The sequence below is a fragment of the Amycolatopsis sp. NPDC051045 genome, assembly GCF_040682955.1.
Classification (GTDB): domain Bacteria; phylum Actinomycetota; class Actinomycetes; order Mycobacteriales; family Pseudonocardiaceae; genus Amycolatopsis.
The window spans coordinates 13,368-31,478 of record NZ_JBFBCC010000008.1 but is presented as its reverse complement, the minus strand read 5'-3'; the positions used below and the strand labels follow the sequence as shown (position 1 = coordinate 31,478).

The 18,111-nt window shown below is 72.8% G+C and carries 21 protein-coding genes; 11 read left to right on the top strand and 10 right to left on the bottom strand.

What is annotated here, in order from left to right:
- Nucleotides 1-6: 6 nt before the first annotated feature.
- The 6 genes from AB0M80_RS20160 to rpmB form a co-directional block, all read right to left on the bottom strand.
- On the bottom strand, nucleotides 7-1,656 hold the full coding sequence (locus AB0M80_RS20160; protein ID WP_364566744.1) for a hypothetical protein: 1,650 nt from the start codon (nucleotides 1,654-1,656) through the stop codon (nucleotides 7-9).
- Nucleotides 1,653-2,714, bottom strand: coding sequence for a MoxR family ATPase (locus tag AB0M80_RS20155; RefSeq protein ID WP_364566741.1), 1,062 nt, complete (start codon nucleotides 2,712-2,714; stop codon nucleotides 1,653-1,655). The genes AB0M80_RS20160 and AB0M80_RS20155 overlap by 4 nt, the downstream gene beginning before the upstream one ends.
- Before the next feature lie 88 nt (nucleotides 2,715-2,802).
- Complete coding sequence (gene rpsR / locus AB0M80_RS20150) at nucleotides 2,803-3,057, bottom strand: 30S ribosomal protein S18 (RefSeq protein ID WP_364566739.1); 255 nt, start codon at nucleotides 3,055-3,057, stop codon at nucleotides 2,803-2,805.
- Nucleotides 3,054-3,359 (bottom strand): 30S ribosomal protein S14, encoded by a 306-nt coding sequence (gene rpsN, locus AB0M80_RS20145; protein ID WP_364566736.1) that lies wholly within the window; start codon nucleotides 3,357-3,359, stop codon nucleotides 3,054-3,056. Before rpsN ends, rpsR begins: the two co-directional genes overlap by 4 nt.
- On the bottom strand, nucleotides 3,359-3,526 hold the full coding sequence (gene rpmG, locus AB0M80_RS20140; RefSeq protein ID WP_003091682.1) for a 50S ribosomal protein L33: 168 nt from the start codon (nucleotides 3,524-3,526) through the stop codon (nucleotides 3,359-3,361). Before rpmG ends, rpsN begins: the two co-directional genes overlap by 1 nt.
- Nucleotides 3,526-3,762 carry a 50S ribosomal protein L28 gene (gene rpmB, locus AB0M80_RS20135; RefSeq protein ID WP_360686024.1) on the bottom strand — a complete coding sequence of 79 codons (237 nt, stop codon included), beginning with the start codon at nucleotides 3,760-3,762 and terminating at the stop codon, nucleotides 3,526-3,528. Before rpmB ends, rpmG begins: the two co-directional genes overlap by 1 nt.
- Nucleotides 3,763-3,840: 78 nt before the next feature.
- On the opposite strand from rpmB, the gene AB0M80_RS20130 reads away from it, so the two are divergent.
- From AB0M80_RS20130 to AB0M80_RS20100, 7 genes are all read left to right on the top strand, one after another.
- Entirely contained in the window at nucleotides 3,841-5,091 is a 1,251-nt protein-coding gene (locus AB0M80_RS20130; RefSeq protein WP_364566733.1) for a GTP-binding protein, read from the top strand.
- On the top strand, nucleotides 5,088-5,342 hold the full coding sequence (locus AB0M80_RS20125) for a type B 50S ribosomal protein L31 (protein ID WP_364566731.1): 255 nt from the start codon (nucleotides 5,088-5,090) through the stop codon (nucleotides 5,340-5,342). Before AB0M80_RS20130 ends, AB0M80_RS20125 begins: the two co-directional genes overlap by 4 nt.
- Nucleotides 5,342-5,491: a 50S ribosomal protein L32 gene (gene rpmF, locus AB0M80_RS20120; RefSeq protein WP_364566728.1), complete on the top strand. Its 150-nt coding sequence runs from the start codon at nucleotides 5,342-5,344 to the stop codon at nucleotides 5,489-5,491. Before AB0M80_RS20125 ends, rpmF begins: the two co-directional genes overlap by 1 nt.
- Nucleotides 5,488-6,546 (top strand): GTP-binding protein, encoded by a 1,059-nt coding sequence (locus AB0M80_RS20115; protein WP_364566726.1) that lies wholly within the window; start codon nucleotides 5,488-5,490, stop codon nucleotides 6,544-6,546. Before rpmF ends, AB0M80_RS20115 begins: the two co-directional genes overlap by 4 nt.
- 80 nt (nucleotides 6,547-6,626) lie before the next feature.
- Entirely contained in the window at nucleotides 6,627-7,061 is a 435-nt protein-coding gene (locus AB0M80_RS20110; protein ID WP_364566723.1) for a MarR family transcriptional regulator, read from the top strand.
- A 908-nt stretch (nucleotides 7,062-7,969) separates the two neighbouring features.
- Nucleotides 7,970-8,710 (top strand): dienelactone hydrolase family protein, encoded by a 741-nt coding sequence (locus AB0M80_RS20105; protein WP_364567626.1) that lies wholly within the window; start codon nucleotides 7,970-7,972, stop codon nucleotides 8,708-8,710.
- 12 nt (nucleotides 8,711-8,722) lie between these two features.
- Nucleotides 8,723-8,995, top strand: coding sequence for a DUF6295 family protein (locus AB0M80_RS20100; RefSeq protein WP_364566720.1), 273 nt, complete (start codon nucleotides 8,723-8,725; stop codon nucleotides 8,993-8,995).
- Between the two features lie 3 nt (nucleotides 8,996-8,998).
- On the opposite strand, the gene AB0M80_RS20095 is transcribed toward AB0M80_RS20100, so the two are convergent.
- The 4 genes from AB0M80_RS20095 to AB0M80_RS20080 all read right to left on the bottom strand — a co-directional run bounded on the left by AB0M80_RS20095 (nucleotide 8,999) and on the right by AB0M80_RS20080 (nucleotide 13,779).
- Nucleotides 8,999-10,414, bottom strand: coding sequence for an aminotransferase class V-fold PLP-dependent enzyme (locus AB0M80_RS20095; protein WP_364567623.1), 1,416 nt, complete (start codon nucleotides 10,412-10,414; stop codon nucleotides 8,999-9,001).
- Nucleotides 10,414-11,718, bottom strand: coding sequence for an MFS transporter (locus tag AB0M80_RS20090; protein ID WP_364566717.1), 1,305 nt, complete (start codon nucleotides 11,716-11,718; stop codon nucleotides 10,414-10,416). Before AB0M80_RS20090 ends, AB0M80_RS20095 begins: the two co-directional genes overlap by 1 nt.
- A gap of 99 nt (nucleotides 11,719-11,817) precedes the next feature.
- Entirely contained in the window at nucleotides 11,818-12,843 is a 1,026-nt protein-coding gene (locus AB0M80_RS20085) for an LLM class F420-dependent oxidoreductase (protein WP_364566715.1), read from the bottom strand.
- Between the two features lie 9 nt (nucleotides 12,844-12,852).
- The gene (locus AB0M80_RS20080) at nucleotides 12,853-13,779 is read right to left on the bottom strand and encodes an oxygenase MpaB family protein (RefSeq protein WP_364566713.1); all 927 of its coding nucleotides are present in this window, start codon (nucleotides 13,777-13,779) and stop codon (nucleotides 12,853-12,855) included.
- Between the two features lie 86 nt (nucleotides 13,780-13,865).
- Here AB0M80_RS20080 and AB0M80_RS20075 point away from each other — a divergent pair, with 86 nt between their 5' ends.
- The 4 genes from AB0M80_RS20075 (at nucleotide 13,866) to AB0M80_RS20060 (ending at nucleotide 18,092) form a co-directional block, all read left to right on the top strand.
- On the top strand, nucleotides 13,866-14,456 hold the full coding sequence (locus tag AB0M80_RS20075; protein ID WP_364566710.1) for a TetR/AcrR family transcriptional regulator: 591 nt from the start codon (nucleotides 13,866-13,868) through the stop codon (nucleotides 14,454-14,456).
- A gap of 52 nt (nucleotides 14,457-14,508) precedes the next feature.
- Nucleotides 14,509-15,294: an IclR family transcriptional regulator gene (locus tag AB0M80_RS20070; protein ID WP_364566707.1), complete on the top strand. Its 786-nt coding sequence runs from the start codon at nucleotides 14,509-14,511 to the stop codon at nucleotides 15,292-15,294.
- 96 nt (nucleotides 15,295-15,390) lie between these two features.
- Nucleotides 15,391-17,223 (top strand): glycosyl transferase, encoded by a 1,833-nt coding sequence (locus tag AB0M80_RS20065; protein WP_364566704.1) that lies wholly within the window; start codon nucleotides 15,391-15,393, stop codon nucleotides 17,221-17,223.
- A gap of 20 nt (nucleotides 17,224-17,243) precedes the next feature.
- The gene (locus tag AB0M80_RS20060; protein ID WP_364566702.1) at nucleotides 17,244-18,092 is read left to right on the top strand and encodes a DUF4397 domain-containing protein; all 849 of its coding nucleotides are present in this window, start codon (nucleotides 17,244-17,246) and stop codon (nucleotides 18,090-18,092) included.
- Nucleotides 18,093-18,111 lie beyond the last annotated feature (19 nt).

The window sequence follows — 18,111 nt, the reverse complement described above, 5'->3', positions numbered from 1 at the left end:
GACGGTTCACCCCCGCGCCAGCCCAGCGTGGGTCACGCCACGCGGAAGACCGGCCCCCGCGGCACGAACGGCAGCCGCGCGCCCCGCGGCACGAGGAACGCGTGCTCCCGGCGCGGCCGGACGTGGTCGCACATCGCGTCGGTGATCAGGATCGGCCCGTCGGCCGGAAAGTCCTCCGCGCGCTGCAGCAGGTCGACGCCGGGCTGCAGGATCGTGCCGCCGCGGCCGCGCACTTGGACGCGGCCCGCGATCTGCTCGACCGCGAGGTAGCCGGCGTCGTAGGCGACGGCGTCGCAGAACGCCACACGCGCCGCCGGGACGTCCCTGGCCAGCGCGTAGGACGCGATCGCGCCGAGGGCCTTGCCCAGCAGCTCCGCGTTCATCGACCCCGAGGTGTCCAGCACGACGCCGAAGGTGACGCGCCGGTCGAGGCGGTCCGGGCGGACCCGGCCGCGGGATGTCCGGCGTCGCCGACTGACGGCGCGACGCCCGCGCGTAGCTGCGCACCGGCAGCTCGGCCCGGACGTGCTCGTCGAACCAGCGGGCCAGTTGCGCGTCCCACGGCAGCGGCGGGTGGTCGAGGGCGCGGATCTCCTGCTCCAGCCCGAGCGGCAGCAGCCCCCGGCTCCGGGCGTGGTGGTACTCGAGCCCCTGGGTGAGCGCCCGGCGGTAGAACTCGTCGAGGTCGACGCCGCCGGCGCGGTCGCCGGTCCGCCACGGCAGCGGCTTCGGCGGCCGCCGCGACGAGCGGCGCCGAGCCGCCTCCGGTTCGGACAGCCAGCCGCCCAGGACGTCACCGGCGGACCGACCGCCGAGGGTCACCAGCTTGCGGGCGCGGCGGATGTCGGTCGTCAGCGTGTCGTACACCGATTCCGCGGACATCCCGGTGAGCTGCTGGTCGTGCAGGCTGCCGTCGGGCAGCTCGCCGACGCCCATGGCGACCAGCCAGCCGTTGATCACGTAGTCGCAGGCGACGTTCCACAGGTACGGGTCGCGGCCCAGCGCGCGGCGGTCGTGCCGCAGAGCCGCGTGCAGCATCTCGTGGGCCAGGACGAACCGCCACTCCTCCACGGTCAGCGCAGCGCTCGGGTTGACGTCGATCTCGCCGTGCTCGGCGTCGACCGCCGCGAGGGCGATGTCCCAGGCGCGGACGACCTCGGCGTCGACGACCAGCGTGAACCCCGCGGCAACCGCGCCGAGCAGCGGGAACGACGAGACGAACCACGCCAGCGCGCGGTCCCACTCCCCCATCGCCCGGCGGTGCCGCGTCTGCCCGCGTGCGTCGGCGGCGCGTTCCATCGCTTCGGTGGCCGACGCGATCAGCCCGCGCGCGAACCGTTCGGTCCACGGCTCCGGCTTCGGGTGGTACTGCAGCTGCCAGCGCGAGAGCGGCGGCGCGAGCACCAGGCACGGCCCGCCGGTGCCCAGGCGGGTGAACGGCGCCGGGACGCCCGCCTCGCGCCACGCGCGGGTCAGCGCGAGCTCGTCGGTCCCCGGGAGTTCGGGCAGGTCGACGACGGGGGTCCCGACGGGCACCGCCTCGGCGAACCGGTGGACGGCCACGCAGCACGCGGCCGCGTAAGCCGGGTCGATCCCGCCGTCCGCGATCGCCTTGTTCCGGCGTTCGCGGCGCTTCGCCTCCGCCTTGGCGTTCACGCTCGCGCCGCGACCAGCCGCGGCAGGTCACGGGCCACCTCGATCAGGAACCACGACGGCAGCCGCGGGTGGCCGGCTTCGTCGTCGGCGATGACCAGCTGGGCCATCTCCAGGGAGATCTCGGCCAGCTCGACGAGCAGGCTCTTCGCGCGGAAGGCGAACTGGCGCACGGCTGTGGACGCGTGCCGCTTGTCCGCGGGCAGGTCCTTGACCAGCCGCGCGCGGAACGTCTCGGCGAGGAAGTACAGCAGGTCACGGTCGGCCGGCTCGGCGGGCCAGCGGGCGTCGCCCTCGAGGATCGCCTCCAGGTCGAAGGCGTGCCGCGCCACCTTGAGGTACGCGCGGAACGCGCCCGCGTGCGCCGGGGTGAGGGTGGCGTACGCGAGCAGGGCGATCGTCTCGTCGCCGGCCGGGTCGCCGGAGGAGTGCAGCAGGTCCGAGAGCATGTGCCAGGACCGCGGCGTCGAGAACGGCTCCTCGGTCTTCGGCGGCGGGCTCCACAGGTGGTCCGGCCGCTGGGTCAGGTATTCGACGGCCCACGGGTGGATGCCGTTCCCGGCCGCCCAGGCGAGCCAGTCGCCCGCCGCGGCGCGCAGGTGGACGTGCACCAGGCGGTTCACCAGCGCCGAGGCCATCGGCCGGGCGAGCGCCTGGTCGGTGGCGCGGTTGCCGGCACCGATCACGACCGAGCCGAGCGGCAGTTCGTACGAGCCGATGCAGCGGTCGAGGATGAGCGAGTAGAACGCCTTCTGCACGTCGGGTGCGGCGGCGTTCAGCTCGTCGAGGAACAGGCAGTACGGCTCGTCGCGCGCGATCTCCTCCGGCGGGCAGAACCGGCTGCGGCCCTCGACGACCTGCGGGACGCCGATCAGGTCCTCGGGCGCGAGCTGGGTGCCCAGCAGCGACACGCATTCGAGCCCCAGCGAAGCGGCGAATTCCCGCACCAGCGAAGACTTCCCGATGCCGGGCGCACCCCAGAGGAACACCGGCCGGACGACGGCGGTGTTCAGCAGGACTTCGGGCAGCTGGGCGGGCGTGACCGTGAGCTGGGCGTGCAAGCGTGGACCTCCTGGTGTCAGGACATCCCCTCGACGCCCCCTTCCCCGGAGCCCATGATCGCGCGCCCGCCCAGCGTGCGCATCCGATTTAGCCGGCGCGCCCCGAGCCCGGGTACGGCAGCAGGGCCATCTCGCGCGCGTTCTTGATCGCCGTGGCGACCTGCTTCTGTTGCTGCGGCGTCAATCCCGTCACGCGGCGAGCGCGGATCTTGCCGCGGTCGGAGACGAACTTCCGCAGCAGGTCGACGTCCTTCCAGTCGACCTCGGTGACCTTGTTGACGCGCAACAGGTTCACCTTGCGCTTGGCGGGACGGTCCCGGTTCGGCTTCGGCATCCGGCTCACCAGCTCGACTTCGTGACGCCGGGCAGCTCGCCCCGGTGCGCGGCCTGGCGCATCTTCACCCGCGACAACCCGAACTTGCGCAGGTATCCCCGCGGTCGTCCGTCGGCGGCGTCCCGGTTGCGGATGCGCGTCGGGCTCGCGTCGCGCGGCAGCTTCTGCAGCGCGACAACGGCTTCCGCCTTCTCCTCCGTAGCCGACGACGGTGAGGCGATCAGGGCTTTGAGCGCACGACGCCGGTCGACGTACCGCGCCGCGACCACCTTCCGCTGCTCGTTCTTCGCGATCTTCGACTTCTTGGCCATCAGCGCTCTTCCTTGAACTCGACGTGCTTGCGCGCGACCGGGTCGTACTTGCGCAGGACCATCCGGTCGGGGTCGTTCCGCCGGTTCTTCTTCGTGACGTAGGTGTAGCCGGTGCCCGCGGTGGACCGCAGCTTGATGATCGGGCGGACGTCGGTGCTCTTCGCCATTACAGCTTCACTCCCCTTGCCTTCAGCTCGGCCACGACGGACTCGATGCCGCGCTTGTCGATCGTCTTCATGCCTTTGACGGAGACGCGCAGACGCACCCAGCGGCCTTCCCCGGGCACGAAGTAGCGACGGTTCTGCAGGTTCGGCTCCCAGCGCCGCGACGTACGGCGGTGCGAGTGCGAGACCTGCTTGCCGTAGCCCGGCTTGCGGCCGGTGACCTGGCACACGGCGGACACGGACCCTCCCGAGTTGATAGTGGTTGTCGTTTTCATTTACTCTACGCACCGTACCCCGCCCGTATTCCTGGAGCTCTCGTGACCCCTCACCCCCGCGTCCCGCTCGTCCTCGTCAGCGGCCTCGCCCCGGGACCGAACGCCGAACTCGCCGAACTGCTGCGCGTGGCCGGGCCCGGTACCGCCGTCGTCCACCACGACCTGCGCGAGATCCACTCCGGTGTGGTCCGCCGCCGGCTGCGCCTCGGCGAGCGCGACGAACTGACCGTGCTCGAACTGGCGCACGGCTGCGTGTCCTGCACCCTGCGCGAAGACCTGCTCCCGCTGCTGCGGCGGCTGGCCCGGCGCCCGGAGGTGACCCGGATCGTCGTCCGGCTCGACGAGGCCATGGAGCCGGAGCCGGTCAGCTGGGCGATCCGGAACGTCCTGGTCGGTGCCCACCCGGTGAGCGACGACGTCGACCTGCGGGCGGTCCTGACCGTCGTCGACTGCGCGACCTGGCTCGCCGACGCCACCGGCGACGACGAACTGGCCGACCGGAACCTCCGAGCCAGTCCCGAGGACGAGCGCACCGTCGCGCAGGTCGCGCTGGCCCAGGTCGAGTTCGCCGACGTCCTCGTGCTGGCCGGCGCGGCCACCGACGCGTGGAGCGCCGCGAAGGCGTCCGCGGTCCTCGACCGGGTCGCGCCGTCGGTCCCGCGGGTCGCACTGAACCGCCTCGACGGGCCCAGCGTGCTCGACGCCGTGCCGGAGGACGCCCGGCGCGGCGAAGTCACCGACATGCACGGAGCCCTGCTGCGCGGCGAGCCGCCAGTGCACGTCGACTGCGGCATCGGCCTGGTCACCTTCACCGCCCAGCGGCCGTTCCACCCCGAACGGCTCCACGACGCCCTCGATGTCCTCCTGGACGGCGTCGTCCGGACCCGCGGCCGCGCCTGGGTGGCCAGCCAGCCGGACGTCGCCTTCTGGATCGAGTCCGCCGGCGGCGGGCTGGGCATCGGCCACGCCGGGCCGTGGCTCGCCGCGCCGGACGGTCCGGCGTGGGCGGACGTCTCCCCCGAGCGCCGCACCCTGGCGTCCCTGCGCTGGGACCCGGTGCACGGCGACCGCGCGCAGGAGCTCGTCGTGGTGACGGACCAGACAACGCCCGACGAGATCGACGCGGCCCTGCGCGGCGCTCTACTGACCGAAGAAGAACTGGCCGCCGGCCCCGAGGAGTGGCTCCGCTACCCCGACCCGTTCGGCGACTGGCACGAAGAACCGTGCGAGGACACCGAAACCGACCCGGCGCGGCACGACGCGACCGCGGCGAACCGAAAGGAAGACCAGTGAAGAACGGCATCCACCCCGACTACCACCCCGTGGTGTTCAAGGACTCCTCCACCGGTGACGCGTTCCTGACCCGCTCCACCATCACCTCCGACAAGACCGTCGAGTGGTCCGACGGCCGGACCTACCCGCTCGTCATGGTCGACATCAGCTCGTGGTCGCACCCGTTCTGGACCGGCACCCAGCGGATCATGGACAGCGCCGGCCAGGTCGAGAAGTTCCACCGCCGCTACGGGAAGCGGGGGACGCGCTGATGGCCGTCCCCAAGCGCAAGAAGTCGCGCAGCAACACCCGCTCCCGGCGCGCCCAGTGGAAGGCCGCAGTGCCCGACCTGGTGCCGATCAAGGTCGACGGCGAGACGAAGCTCGTGCCGCGCCGGCTGATCAAGCACTTCCACCAGTGAGCGTTCCGGTCACGGTCCTGTCGGGATTCCTCGGCGCGGGCAAGACGACCCTGCTCAACCACATCCTCGCCAACCGGGCGGGGGTGCGGGTGGCGGTGATCGTCAACGACATGAGCGAAGTCAACATCGACGCCGCGCTGGTGCGCTCGCAGGAGCGGCTGGTCGAGCTGACCAACGGGTGCATCTGCTGCACCCTGCGGGAGGACCTCCTCGAGGAGGTGGCGGCGCTGTGCGCGGACGACCGCTTCGACCACGTGCTGATCGAGTCGAGCGGGATCTCCGAGCCGATGCCGGTGGCGGCGACGTTCTCGTTCCTGGAGCCGCTCGCCCGCCTCGACACCATGGTGACGGTGGTGGACGCGGCGAACTTCGCCCGCGAACTGGCCGACGGCGACTCGCTCGTGGAGCGCCGGCTGGACCAGTACGACGATGACGAGCGGACGGTCAGCGACCTGCTCGTGGACCAGGTCGAGTTCGCCGACGTCCTCCTGCTGAACAAGACCGACCTCGTCGCGGCTCCGGACGTGGACCGGCTGGTGGCGACGCTGCGGCGGATCAATCCCGCCGCGGACGTCGTCACCGGCCGGTTCGGGGAGGTGCCGCTGGAGCGCGTCTTCGGGACGGGCCGCTACGACGTCTTGCGGGCCAGGGAAGCGCCGGGCTGGGTGGCCGAGCTGAACGGCGACCACGTGCCGGAGACCGAGGAGTACGGCATCTCCAGCGTGGTGTTCCGCGCGTCGCGGGCGTTCGATCCGGCGGCGCTGTGGGACTTCGTCACACGGCGGCTGGACTCCGGCGAGTTCGGGACCGTGGTGCGCTCGAAGGGGTTCTTCGCGCTGGCCTCCCGGCCCGGGGTGACCGGGCTGTGGTCCCAGGCAGGCACGGTGGCGCGGTTCGAACCCCACGGCGTCGCGGCCGAGCCCCGGCAGGAGCTGGTGTTCATCGGCGTCGAGCTGGCGGGCGAAGCACTCCTTCGCGCCCTGCGCGAGTGCTTGGCCGACGTCGCCACCGGGCCGGACCCGTTCCCCGCGTGGGACGTGGTCCACGTCCACTGAGCGAAAGCTCCCCGCTCACCCGATAGCGCCCGATCCGTCCGAGTTGATCAACCCAGATTTATCAGCCTAGGTTGACGATCGTGACGGACGAGGAGCTCCTGCAGGCGAGCACCGACCTGCGCGTCGCCTTGGGCCGGGTGATCCGGCGGCTGCGGCAGGGGTACGTCGCCGGGGAGCTCACCCTGCCCGAACGGTCGGTGCTCTCCCGGCTCGACCGGGAGGGCCTGGCCACCCCGGGCTGCCTCGCCGACCTCGAGCGCGTCAAACCGCAGGCCATGGGCGTGACCCTGGCCGGGCTGGTCGAGCGCGGGCTCGTCGAGCGGCGCAAGGACGACTCCGACGGCCGCAAGGTGCTGATGTCGGTCACCGAGTCCGGGGTCAGGCTGCTCACCGACCGGCGCTCGCACACGACGCAGCAGATGGCGACCGCGCTGGCCGAGAAGTTCACCGCGGCCGAGCAGCGCAAGCTCGTCGCCGCGATCCCGCTGATCGAGCGGCTGGCGGACGAGCTGTGACGACGACGGCGACCACGAACAGCCGCTACAAGTGGGTCGCGCTGTCCAACACCACGCTCGGTGTGCTGATGTCCGCGCTCGACGGCTCGATCGTCATCATCTCGCTGCCGGCGATCTTCCGCGGCATCGGGCTCGATCCCCTCGCGCCGGGCAACATCGGCTACCTGCTCTGGATGATCCTCGGCTACCTGCTGGTGCAGGCGGTGCTGGTGGTGACGCTGGGGCGGCGCGGCGACATGTTCGGCCGCGTCAAGATCCGCAGCCTCCGCGAGGCCGGGACGCCCCGGCGGGCCGAGGTCGATGGGGGCGGCAACGTCACCTTCGCGGCCGGGACCGCGTTGGTCCTCGCGGCGATCACCTACGGCATCCAGCCCTACGGCGGCGCCCCCACCGGCTGGGGCAACCCCTGGGTGCTCGGCGGGATCGGCGCCGGCGTGCTGCTGCTCGTGCTGTTCGGCGTCATCGAGACCCGCGTCGCCGCGCCGATGTTCCAGCTGGGCCTGTTCAGGATCCGGGCGTTCGCGGCCGGCACCATCGCCGCGTTGCTGACTTCGGTCGCCCGTGGTGGCATGCAGTTCATGCTCATCATCTGGCTGCAGGGCATCTGGCTGCCCCTGCACGGCTACGAGCAGACCCCGCTGTGGGCGGGCATCCACCTGCTGCCGCTGACCGTCGGGTTCCTGATCGCCGGGCCGGTGTCCGGGTACCTGTCCGACCGGTGCTGTCGCCGCCCGACCGGGCGGCGCTCACCGGCGGCGAGTTCTTCCCGCGGCTGGTCTCCGGCCCGTTCCACCACGGCCTGGTGGTCGTGTTCACCGCGGCCGCGGCGATGGCCGTCGTCGCCGCGCTCGCTTCCGCTTCGCGCGGCGCGCGGTACGTCCACACCCCGAAGGATCGAAGGAGCACCGATGACCGACGAGATCATCGCCGGAACCGTCACCATCACCGGCCACGGTGGCGACGAACTCGAGGCCTACCTGGCCAAACCGACCGACGAGACCCCGCGCGGCGGCGTCGTGGTGATCCACCACCTGCCCGGCTACGACGCGGCGACGAAGGAGATGGTCCGCCGCTTCGCCGTCGAGGGCTACAACGCGCTCTGCCCGAACCTCTACACGCGCGAAGCACCCGGCGCGGACCCGGACGACGCGGCCGCGACGGTCCGCGCGTCGGGCGGTGTCCCCGACGACCGCCTGGTCGGCGACGTCTCCGGCGCGGCGGACTACCTCCGCGCCCTGGAAAACGCGAACGGCCGGGTCGGCGTCATCGGGCACTGCTCGGGCGGCCGCCACGCGTTCCTCGCCGCCTGTTCGCTGGACCTCGACGCGGCGGTGGACTGCTACGGCGCGTTCGTCGTCAACGACCCGCCGGAGGCCATGAAGCAGATGAAGCCGCTGCTCGGCCTGGCGCCCCAGCTGTCCTGCCCGCTGCTGGGCATCTTCGGCGCGGACGACCAGTTCCCCGGACCGGACGAGGTCGCCGTGCTGGCGGCCGAGCTGGAGAAGCTGGGCAAGGAGCACGAGTTCCACACGTACGCGGACGCCGGCCACGCGTTCTTCGCCGTCGACCGCCCGAGCTACCGCCCCGAAGCCGCGAAGGACGGCTGGGAACGCATCCTCGACTTCTACGCCCGCACGCTCACCGCCTGAGAGGACCAGCCCATGTGCACATACCTGACGGAAAAGTTCGCGCTCGAAGGCAGCGGCAAGGGCGCCCGCGGCTGGTTCCGGCTGAACGAGGGCACCGTGTACGTCGACCACCCGGTCCACGCGCCGTACGCGCACACGGTGAACATCGACTTCCGCAATCCGGGGCTGGGCGCTTCGGCGCGAGTCGCGCTCGAACTCACCGAAGAAGACGCGCTGGCCTTGGCGGACGCGATCCACGCGGCGGTCAAGTCCGCCCCGCCCGGCCTCGCCTCCCGCACCCAGTAGCCGTCACGGCGTGTAGAGCGCGCCCAGGAACTCCAGCAGGAGGCGCTCCCGCAACGGCGCCGGTGCCGTTGCGAGCAGGGCGTTGATCGGCGCCATCCGCTCCGGCAGGCCGGCCGCGCCGCCGAGGCCGGCCGCCGCGAGCAGGCCCGCGAACTGCTCGGACGTCAGGGTCGCCGGATCCAAGGCGGCCACGAACTCCGCCACGGCCGGGTCCACCGTCACCGGGCCCGCCGCCCGGGCCGCGTCGACCGAAGCAGCGAGATCCGCCAGGAACTCCTTCTCACTGCCACGGTTCGCCGCGGTGACCGTCAGGTGCAGGTTCACCGGCGAGGCTGCGAAAGCGAACTGCGGCTGGACGTACCAGCCGCGGACCTTCATCTCGTCCGCCACCGTGAACAGGTCGAAGCCGTCGTCGTCGCCGGTGATCGCGATCAGCGTCGAGACCGGGTCGCCGAGCACCCGCAGCCCGTCGATGTCCGCGATCCCGGCACGGATCCGGGAAACCGCTTCCCGCGCCGAAGCGGCCAGGCGCAGGTAGCCCTCCTCGCCCAGGTGGTGGACCACCGCCCACGCCGCGGCCAGTGGTCCACCCGACCGCGTGCTCTGGATCGTCGTGTTCAGCATCGTGTAGCCCGGCCAGGCCGCGCTCGCGAAGTAGTGCGTGCGCCGCAGTTCCGCCGAGGCGTGCAGCAGCACCGACGTCCCCTTCGGGCAGTACGCGTACTTGTGCAGGTCCACCGAGATGCTCGTGACGCCGGGGACGCGGAAGTCGAACGGACCGACGTCCGCGCCGAGGCGGGCGAAGTACGGCAGTACCCAGCCGCCGATGCAGGCGTCGACGTGCATCCGGACGCCCCGCGCGGAAGCCGCCGCCGCGATCTCGGGCACCGGGTCGAGGACGCCGTGGGCGTACGACGGCGCGCTCGCCACCACCAGGACCGTCGAGTCGTCGATCGCCGCGGCCATCGCCGCCGGGTCGGCGCGGAACGTCACCGGGTCGACCGGGACGTCGATCCGCCGCAGCCCGAACAGGTGGGCCGCCTTGTGGAACGCCGCGTGCACGGTGGTCGGCAGCACGATCGAGGGTGCCGCGACCGAAGGCCGCGCGTCCCGAGCGGCCAGCACCGCCAGCAGGCACGACTCCGTGCCGCCGGACGTCACCGAACCGACCACGCCCGGAACGTCGCCGAGCAGGGCAGCGGCCGCGGAAACGAGGTCGTTCTCCAACCGGAGCAGGCTCGGGAACGCCGTCGGATCGAGGCCGTTCGCCGACGACGCCAGTGCGTGCGCCGCCGCGCCCAGGGAGTCCACTTCGGACAGCCCGCTGTCGTAGACGTAGGCCAGGGTGCGGCCGCCGTGGGTCGGCAGGTCACCCGCGCGGAGCTCCCGCAGCGCCGCGAGGACGTCCTCGGGCGGGATCACGGGCGCGGCTCCAGTACCTTGCGCCGCAGCAGCGGCAGCGCGAGCGCGATCAGCACGCCGGGGACGATCGACGCTCCGATGAGGATCGCCACGATCGCGCTGTGCGGCTGGAACGCCGTGGCGTCCGTGCTGGACACGTAGCCGCCGAAGGCCAGGATCAGCGCCCAGAGCCCGCCGCCGAAGGCCAGCCCGAGGGTCTCCCCCGCGGTCCACACGCCGGCCGCGATCCCCGCGCGGGTCTCGCCGGTGCGCTCCTCCTCGGCCGTGATCAGGTCGGGCAGGATGGCCAGGGGGAACACCGAGATCCCGGCGTACCCGACCCCGCACAGCGCCACGAAGACGAACGACACGACCAGCGGGATCGACTGGGCGAAGACCAGGCCGAGCAGCCCGGCCGCGAAGGCGGCGGTGGCCAGGCGGAAGCCGTTGAGCTTGCCCACCCGGTCGCCCAGCCGCGGCCACAGCGGCATGGTGATCAGCGCCGGGCCGACGAAGATGACGAACAGGATCGTGCCGTACCCCTCGCTGCCGAGGATCCGCTGGGCGAAGAACGGGATGGCGGCGAGCACCGTGCCGATGCCCAGCGCCTGGATGAAGTACGTGCCGAGCAGCCAGCGGAACGGCCGCCAGGCGGCCAGCGTGCGCACCAGCTCCTTGCGGTTGACGGTGTTCGGCCGCAGCGAGCCGACCGGCGCGTCTTTCAGCCCGAAGTACACCAGCAGCGTCGCGGCCAGCACGATCAGCCCGATCACCACGGCCATCACGCGGTAGCCGGCGACGCCGTCGATCGCGGCGGTGATCGCCGGGGCGCCGCCGCCGCAGATCAGGATCGTCACGGCCAGCACGCCGATGCGGACGCTGGTGAGCTTCGTGCGCTCGGTCGCCGACTCGGTCAGCTCGGCGGGCAGCGCGTTGAACGGCACCTGGAACAACGCGTACGCCGTGGCGCAGAGGGCGAACGTGATCGCCACGTACAGCGCGTCCGGCAGCGGGGCGCCGAACCCGGGGTGGGCGAACATCGCCGCGAACAGGATCGCCACGCCGATGCCACCGATGAGCAGGAAGCGCCGCCGGCTGCCGGTCTTGAGCAGGTCGGCGTCGGACAGCCGGCCGGCGATCGGGTTGAACAGCACGTCCCAGGCCTTCGGCACGAACACGATCGCGGCGGCCCAGCCGGCGGGCACGGCCATCGTGTCGGTCAGGTACTTGACCAGGACCAGGCCGGGGACCGTGCCGAAGGACCCGGTGACGAACGAGCCGAGCGAATAGCGGAATCTCGTCCGGCCGGACAGCGTCGCCATGGTCCTCCTCGAAGGCGTGCCGGGCGCACTCGCCCGGTGGGTCGAGGGGAATCGTGCCATCGCCGTGACCGAGGACACGGAGCGACCCGCGCTACCCGGTCACAAAAGGGCGTCGGCGATCTTCGTCAGCGTCGCGGCGTCACCGCGCAGGAGCAGTTGCGTGACCACGGTGTCCTCCCACGCCTTCAGCTCTTCGCGGATCTTCGCCGGCGGTCCGATCAGCGACGTGTCCTCCACCAGTGACGTCGGGATCGCGGCCGTCGCCTCCTCCTTGCGGCCGGCCAGGTACAGCTCCTGGACCTTGTCGGCGACGTCCTCGTAGCCGAGCCGCGCGAAGACGTCGTGGTGGAAGTTGACGCTCTTCGCGCCCATCCCGCCGATGTACAGCGCGAGCGACGGCTTGATCCAGCCCGCCGCCTCCTCGACGTCGTCGTGCACGATCACCGGGAGCGAGCACGGCACCTCGAACGTCTCCAGGGTGTGCCGGGCGCCCGGCCGTGCGAAGCCCTCTTCGAGCGCGGCCTGGTAGAAGCCGTTGCTCTTCGGGGAGAAGAACAGGGGCAGCCAGCCGTCGGCGATCTCCGCGGCCAGGGCGACGTTCTTCGGGCCCTCCGCGGCCAGGTGGATCGGGATCTCCTTGCGCAGCGGGTGGACCGTCGGCTTCAGCGCCTTGCCGAGCCCGGTGCCGCCCTTGAGCGGCAGCTGGAAGTGGTCGCCGTCGAGCGTCACCGGCGCCTCGCGGGCGATCACCTGCCGGACGATGTCGACGTACTCCCGCGTGCGGGCCAGGGGCTTCGGGTACGGCTGGCCGTACCAGCCCTCGACGACCTGCGGGCCCGACGCGCCGAGCCCGAGCACCATCCGGCCGCCGGAGAGGTGGTCCAGCGTCATGGCGCTCATCGCCGTCGCGGTCGGGGTGCGCGCCGCCATCTGCACGATGTTGGTGCCGAGCCGGATGCGGCTGGTGGCCGCGCCGTACCAGGCCAGCGGCGTGAACGCGTCCGAGCCGTAGGCCTCCGCCGTCCACACCGAGTCGAAGCCGAGTTCCTCGGCCTTGAGGACCGCTTCCAGCGCGCCCGGGGTCGGGCCGCTGCCCCAGTACCCGACGTGGAATCCCAGCTTCACGAATGCCTCCTAGACGTTCGGCGCGTAGTGCTCGGGCTTGCCCCGCTCCGGCAGCGGCGGCAGGTTCCTGCGTGGAGTCTCGACCACGGGCGCGTCCGGAGCCACCTCGCCGCGCACGCGACGCCAGCCGGCGCGGGCCCGCGGGTGGTAGCGGCGGTCGTGCGGGACGAGCTTGAACACGGCGTCGACCAGCTTGCCGAACCGCCGGTGCCGCCGCGCGTCGCGGTCGGTCCAGCGGAAGCCGAGCCGGTCGCGGATCTCGCGGTCGTAGAGGCCGATCGTCAGCCAGACGAAGCGGCGGGCGATCACCCGCTGGACCGGCCGCCACAGCGCGTCCGGCAGCCAGGGCAGGAACGGCGGCCTGCCGAGCCCGCGGATGTCCAGGACGTCCCTGGTCGCCTTGTTGTCCTCCAGGACCTCGGTGCACATGTGCTTCCAGTAGCGCTGGAAGTCCTCCCAGCTCTCCGGCACCGGCCGCATCGTCATGTCGTACATCCGCCACCACCGGACGTGCTCGTCGAACAGCTGCCGCTTTTCGGCCTCGCCGATGCCGCCCGTGAAGTGGCCGGCGATGAGGATCGTGCTGACGAAGAACGTCGCGTGCGCCCAGTAGTAGGTGTCGGGGTCGAGCGCGTGGTAGCGCCGTCCTTGCGCGTCGACGCCCTTGATGCGGTCGTGGTAGCCGCGGACCTCCAGGGCGGTGCGGTGGGCGCGCGGGCCGTCGTAGACCACCCCGCCGATCGGGTACAGCGAGCGGAACAGCCGCTGCCAGCGCTCCTCGAAGAACCGCGAGTGCTGCTCGACGCCGGCGCCGAGGCCCGGGTGCATGTTCTGCATCGACCCGGCCCACAGGCCGATGAGCAGGCCGCGCCAGTCGCCGAAGTACTTCCACGTCAGCGAGTCGGGCCCCAGCGGTTCGGGTGTCTCCCGGGTCATCGGCGGCTCCTCGTCGAGTCCTGAACTGACTACGTGTGTTGTCAGGCTAGGATCTGACAACACACGTAGTCAACCGAGGAGCCGCCATGCCGGGCCGCACGTGGGCGGGCACGACGCTGGACGACCGGAAGGCGCTCCGGCGCGAGCAGCTCGTGGCCGCCGGCCTCGCCCTGCTGGGCACCGAAGGCTCGGCCGGGACGAGCGTCCGCGCGGTGTGCCGGCACGCGAAGCTGACCGAGCGCTACTTCTACGAGAGCTTCGCCGACCGCGAAGAGCTGGTGGCGGCGGTGTACGAGCACGTCGGCGAAGAGGCGCGGCAGGCGCTCGTCGACGCGGTGCGGGACGCCCCCACCCCCCTCCTGCGGGCGGAGAACGCCGTGCGCGCGTTCGTCGAGCTGATCGTCGACGACCCCCGCAAGGGCCGGATCCTGCTGCTCGCCCCGCTGACCGACCCCGCACTCACCCGCCGGGGCCTGCACCTGCTGCCGGTGTTCGCCGCGCTCGTCGGCGAGCAGTTGTCCCACGGCGACGAGACCGAACGCCGGATGGTCGCCGTCGGGCTGGTCGGCGCGCTGAGCAACGTCTTCATCGCCTACCTCGACGGGTCGCTGAAGGTGTCGCGCGAGCGGCTCGTCGCGCACTGCGTGAAACTCGTCCTCGGCGCCGACGGCCACTGACCTCACCTCCCACCTGCTGACAGTCGCGCGGCGGATCGGGCACACTCAACCCATGCGTACCGCTGGGCGGAACGACGGCGCGAGCGGCGACGGCCTCGTCGCGGCCCGGCTCGCCGCGCTCCTGGATGCCTTCCGGCCGGGTGACGAGACCCTCGGCGTGTCCGAGCTGGCCCGCCGGACCGGCCTGGCGAAGACGACCGTGCACCGGCTCGTCGGGCACCTGACCGAAACCGGCTTGCTCGAACGCGAAGCCGGCGCGGTGCGGCTCGGGCTCCGCCTGTTCGAAATCGGCCAACTGGCCTCGCCCCGCCGCGGCCTGGTCGAGGCGGCCCGCCCGTACCTGGCGGATCTGCGCGAGGCCACGCACAACACCGTCCACCTCGCGATGCTCGAAGGCACCGAGGTCGTGTACCTCGACGTGCTGCGCGGCCCGGACGCGCCGACGCTGCCCTCGCGCATCGGCGGCCGGTTCCCCGCGCACGCCACCGGCGTCGGCAAGGCGATCCTCGCGTTTTCCCCGGAATCCGTGGTGAATCAGGTCATCGACGCCGGATTGCCGCGGTTGAGCGCGCGGACGATCACCGCGCCCGGCCTGCTGCGCCGTCAGCTCACCCGGATCCGGGAGGACGGGATCGCCTTGGAGCGCGAGGAATCCGGCGTCGGCGTCGTGTGCGCGGCCAGCCCGCTGCTCGATTCCCGCGGCGTCGCGGTGGCCGCGGTGTCGATCTCCGGCTGGGCCAACCGGATGCGGACCGAACGGGTCGCTCCGGCCGTCCGGACGGTCGCACTCGCGTTGACCCGGACACTTTCCGGATCCACTGCGGACAGTCGGAAATAATCTTGCGGGACAACGCTTTTCCGCCGGCTGGGCCGTCCGGCTGAACGTGACCGCCCCGTGCTGGACCGGTGATCGCGAGCGGCTACGATCCGTCCAATGGCCCAGCACAGCCGGGGAACGACGTTCTCGGGCCGCTCCCCCGCCACGCGTCCTCCACCGGCGGGCACCCGTCCGCCGGCCGCGCAGTGGTTGCTGTCGCTGGACATCGTGCTCGCCTTGCTGGCGCTGGCCGGCGGCCTGCGCGTGCTCGCCCTCGCCGCCCCGGCCCCGGCCCTGCCCGCCGAAGCCGCGAACGTCGCCCACGCCTACGCGCTCGGGCACCTCACGCCGTTCACCGACGCGGGCGGCGCCGGGGTCAGCCCGTTCGGCTGGCTGCAGCTCTCGGCCGCCACCATGGTGTCGGACGCGTTCGGCCGCTCGGCCACGGCGCTGGCGGCGGTCCGCGAAACGATGATCGTGACGGCGGTGGCCGGCGCCCTGCTGCTGTGGGTGCTGGCGCGCCGGCTGGGCCTGACGCGGTGGGCGTCGGCGGCCGCGGTGGCGCTCCTGGCCGCGTCACCGCTCGCGCTCGGCCTGCAGCGGCTGGTCGTGGTGGAGCACCTGGCGGCGGTGTGGGCACTGGGCGCGCTGGTGCTGATCACCAAGCCCGGCGCGCGGATCCGGCACGACGTCGCGGCCGCGGGGTGCCTGCTGGCGGCGGTGCTCACCTCGCCGCTGGCCCTGGCCATCCTGCCCGCGGCCGGCTGGCTGCTGGTGCGGCGCGGGCCGGCCCGGGCGGCGCTGGTGGCCGTGCTGCTCAACCTCGGGCTGGGCATCGCGTTCGGCCCGGCGGCCGCCGTGCTGCGGCCGCACCTCGCGGCCGCGGGCCGCCCGTCCGTCGCCGACTGGGTCGCGCTCGACCCGGCGTGGGCGGTGCTGTCGACCGTCGCGCTGGTGGCCGCGCTGGCCGTCACCTCGTTGCGGCCGTTCGCGGTGTCCGGCCTGCTGCTCGCCGCGACCCTGCTCATCCCCGGCGTCCCCGGCACCGCCGTACTCGCCCTGCTGCTGCCGGTGACCCCGCTGCTGCTGGCCGGGGTCGCCCAAGCCGTCACCCGGCCACGCACCGCGGCGCACCGGTGGCCCACCGGCCGGTCCCCCGCGGTCGCGGCGGGCGCGGTCGTCCTCGTCGCGACGGTCGCCGTCGGCTGGGGGTACGGCTACCCGGCGCTACCGCTGTCGACCGACCGGTCCGGGCCCCTCGCCGCGGCGCGGGACTGGCTGCGGGCCAACGCCTCCGGCGCCCGGCTGCTCGTCGACGACGCCGCCTGGGCCGAACTCGCCGACGCCGGCTGGCCGACCGGCATGCTGGCCTCGCCCGCCGCGTGCGCGGCCACCTGCCCGCCCGCCGAGTGGGCCGTCTTCGGCGACGACGAGGCCGGGCTCCGAAGCCGCTATCCCGCCCTCGAGGCCGCCTTCGCCGGCACCGTGACGACCGCCGTGTTCGGCACCGGCGACCGCCGCGTCACCGTTTCCCGGCTGGGCGTGCCCCTGACCGACCCGGCGGCACCGTCGGAAGCGTCGGAAGCGTCGGCCCGCGCCCATGCCGGTGCGGCGCTGACGGCCTCGCCCAGGATCACCTTCACCCCGGACGCCGCCGCCGTGCTCCGCGCCGGGCAGGTCGACCCCCGGCTCATCGCGACGATCGCCGCGCTCGCGGCGCTCCAGCCGGCGACGGTCGGCGCCTTCCCCGAAATCCCCGGCGAAGACCCCGCCGGCCGGCCGCGCCGCCGCGTGCTGCTGACCGGCGGCGCAGACGGCGCGGCCGCGTTCTACACCGGCCAGCGCGATCTGTTCCGCCCGTCCTCGGTCACCCGGACCGCCGACGGCGTGCTCGTCACCTATCCGCTGTTCGCGCCGACGGGCCTGCTCGTCCCGTTCTCCTCCCCTTGACCCGGCGAAAGGCCGCTGCCATGCGTACTCTCCCCCAGCTCCTGCTCAGACCCGGCGGGCTGACCGCCGCAGCCCTCCTGCTCGTCGCGCTGACGCCGGTGACGGCCGAGGCGGCGACCGCCCCCGGTCCGGGCGTCGGCTGGATCCGGGTCGGCCACCTGTCCCCGAAAGTGCCGCCGGTCGACATCTACTTCGCGCCGTTCGGCCAGGCGCAGAAGGTCGTCATCCGCAAGGCCGGGTACGGCGCGGTCACCCCGTACTCCTCGCTCGGCCCCGGCGAGTACACGCTGTCGATGCGCCCCGCCGGCGCCTCGTCGAGCACTCCCCCCGCGCTGTCGGCGACGATCTCGATCGCCGAGCGCAGCGCCTACTCCCTGCTGGTCTTCACGAACGGCCCCGGCGGCTCGCTCCAGGGTGACCTGGTCACCGACGACCTCACCCCGCCGGCCGCGGGCCAGGGCCGGGTCCGGGTCGTCGAGGGGTCGGCGGCGATCACGCCGGTGAGCGTCGACGGGCCGCGGGGCCTCTCACTGGCCAAGGACGCGCCGTACGGCCGGACGTCGGCCTACGTCGACGTGCCGGAAGGACGCTGGCCGCTGCAGCTGAGCGGCGGCTCGGTGAAGTCCACCGCCGACGTCGACGTCAAGGCCGGGACGTCGACGACGCTGCTGGTGACCGAGGACGCCGGGGCGCTCAAGGCGAACCCGATCTCCGACGGCGCGACGCTGCCCGAACCGCCGAAGTTCGGCGTCGAGACCGGGGGCGGCGGCACGGCGCCGTCGTCCGGGACACCGCTCTGGCCGGTGTTCGCGGCGGCCGGGCTGCTGGCCGCGCTCCTCCTGGGACGCCGGGCGGCTCGTGCGCGCTGACCTCGGCGTACTGCTCGTC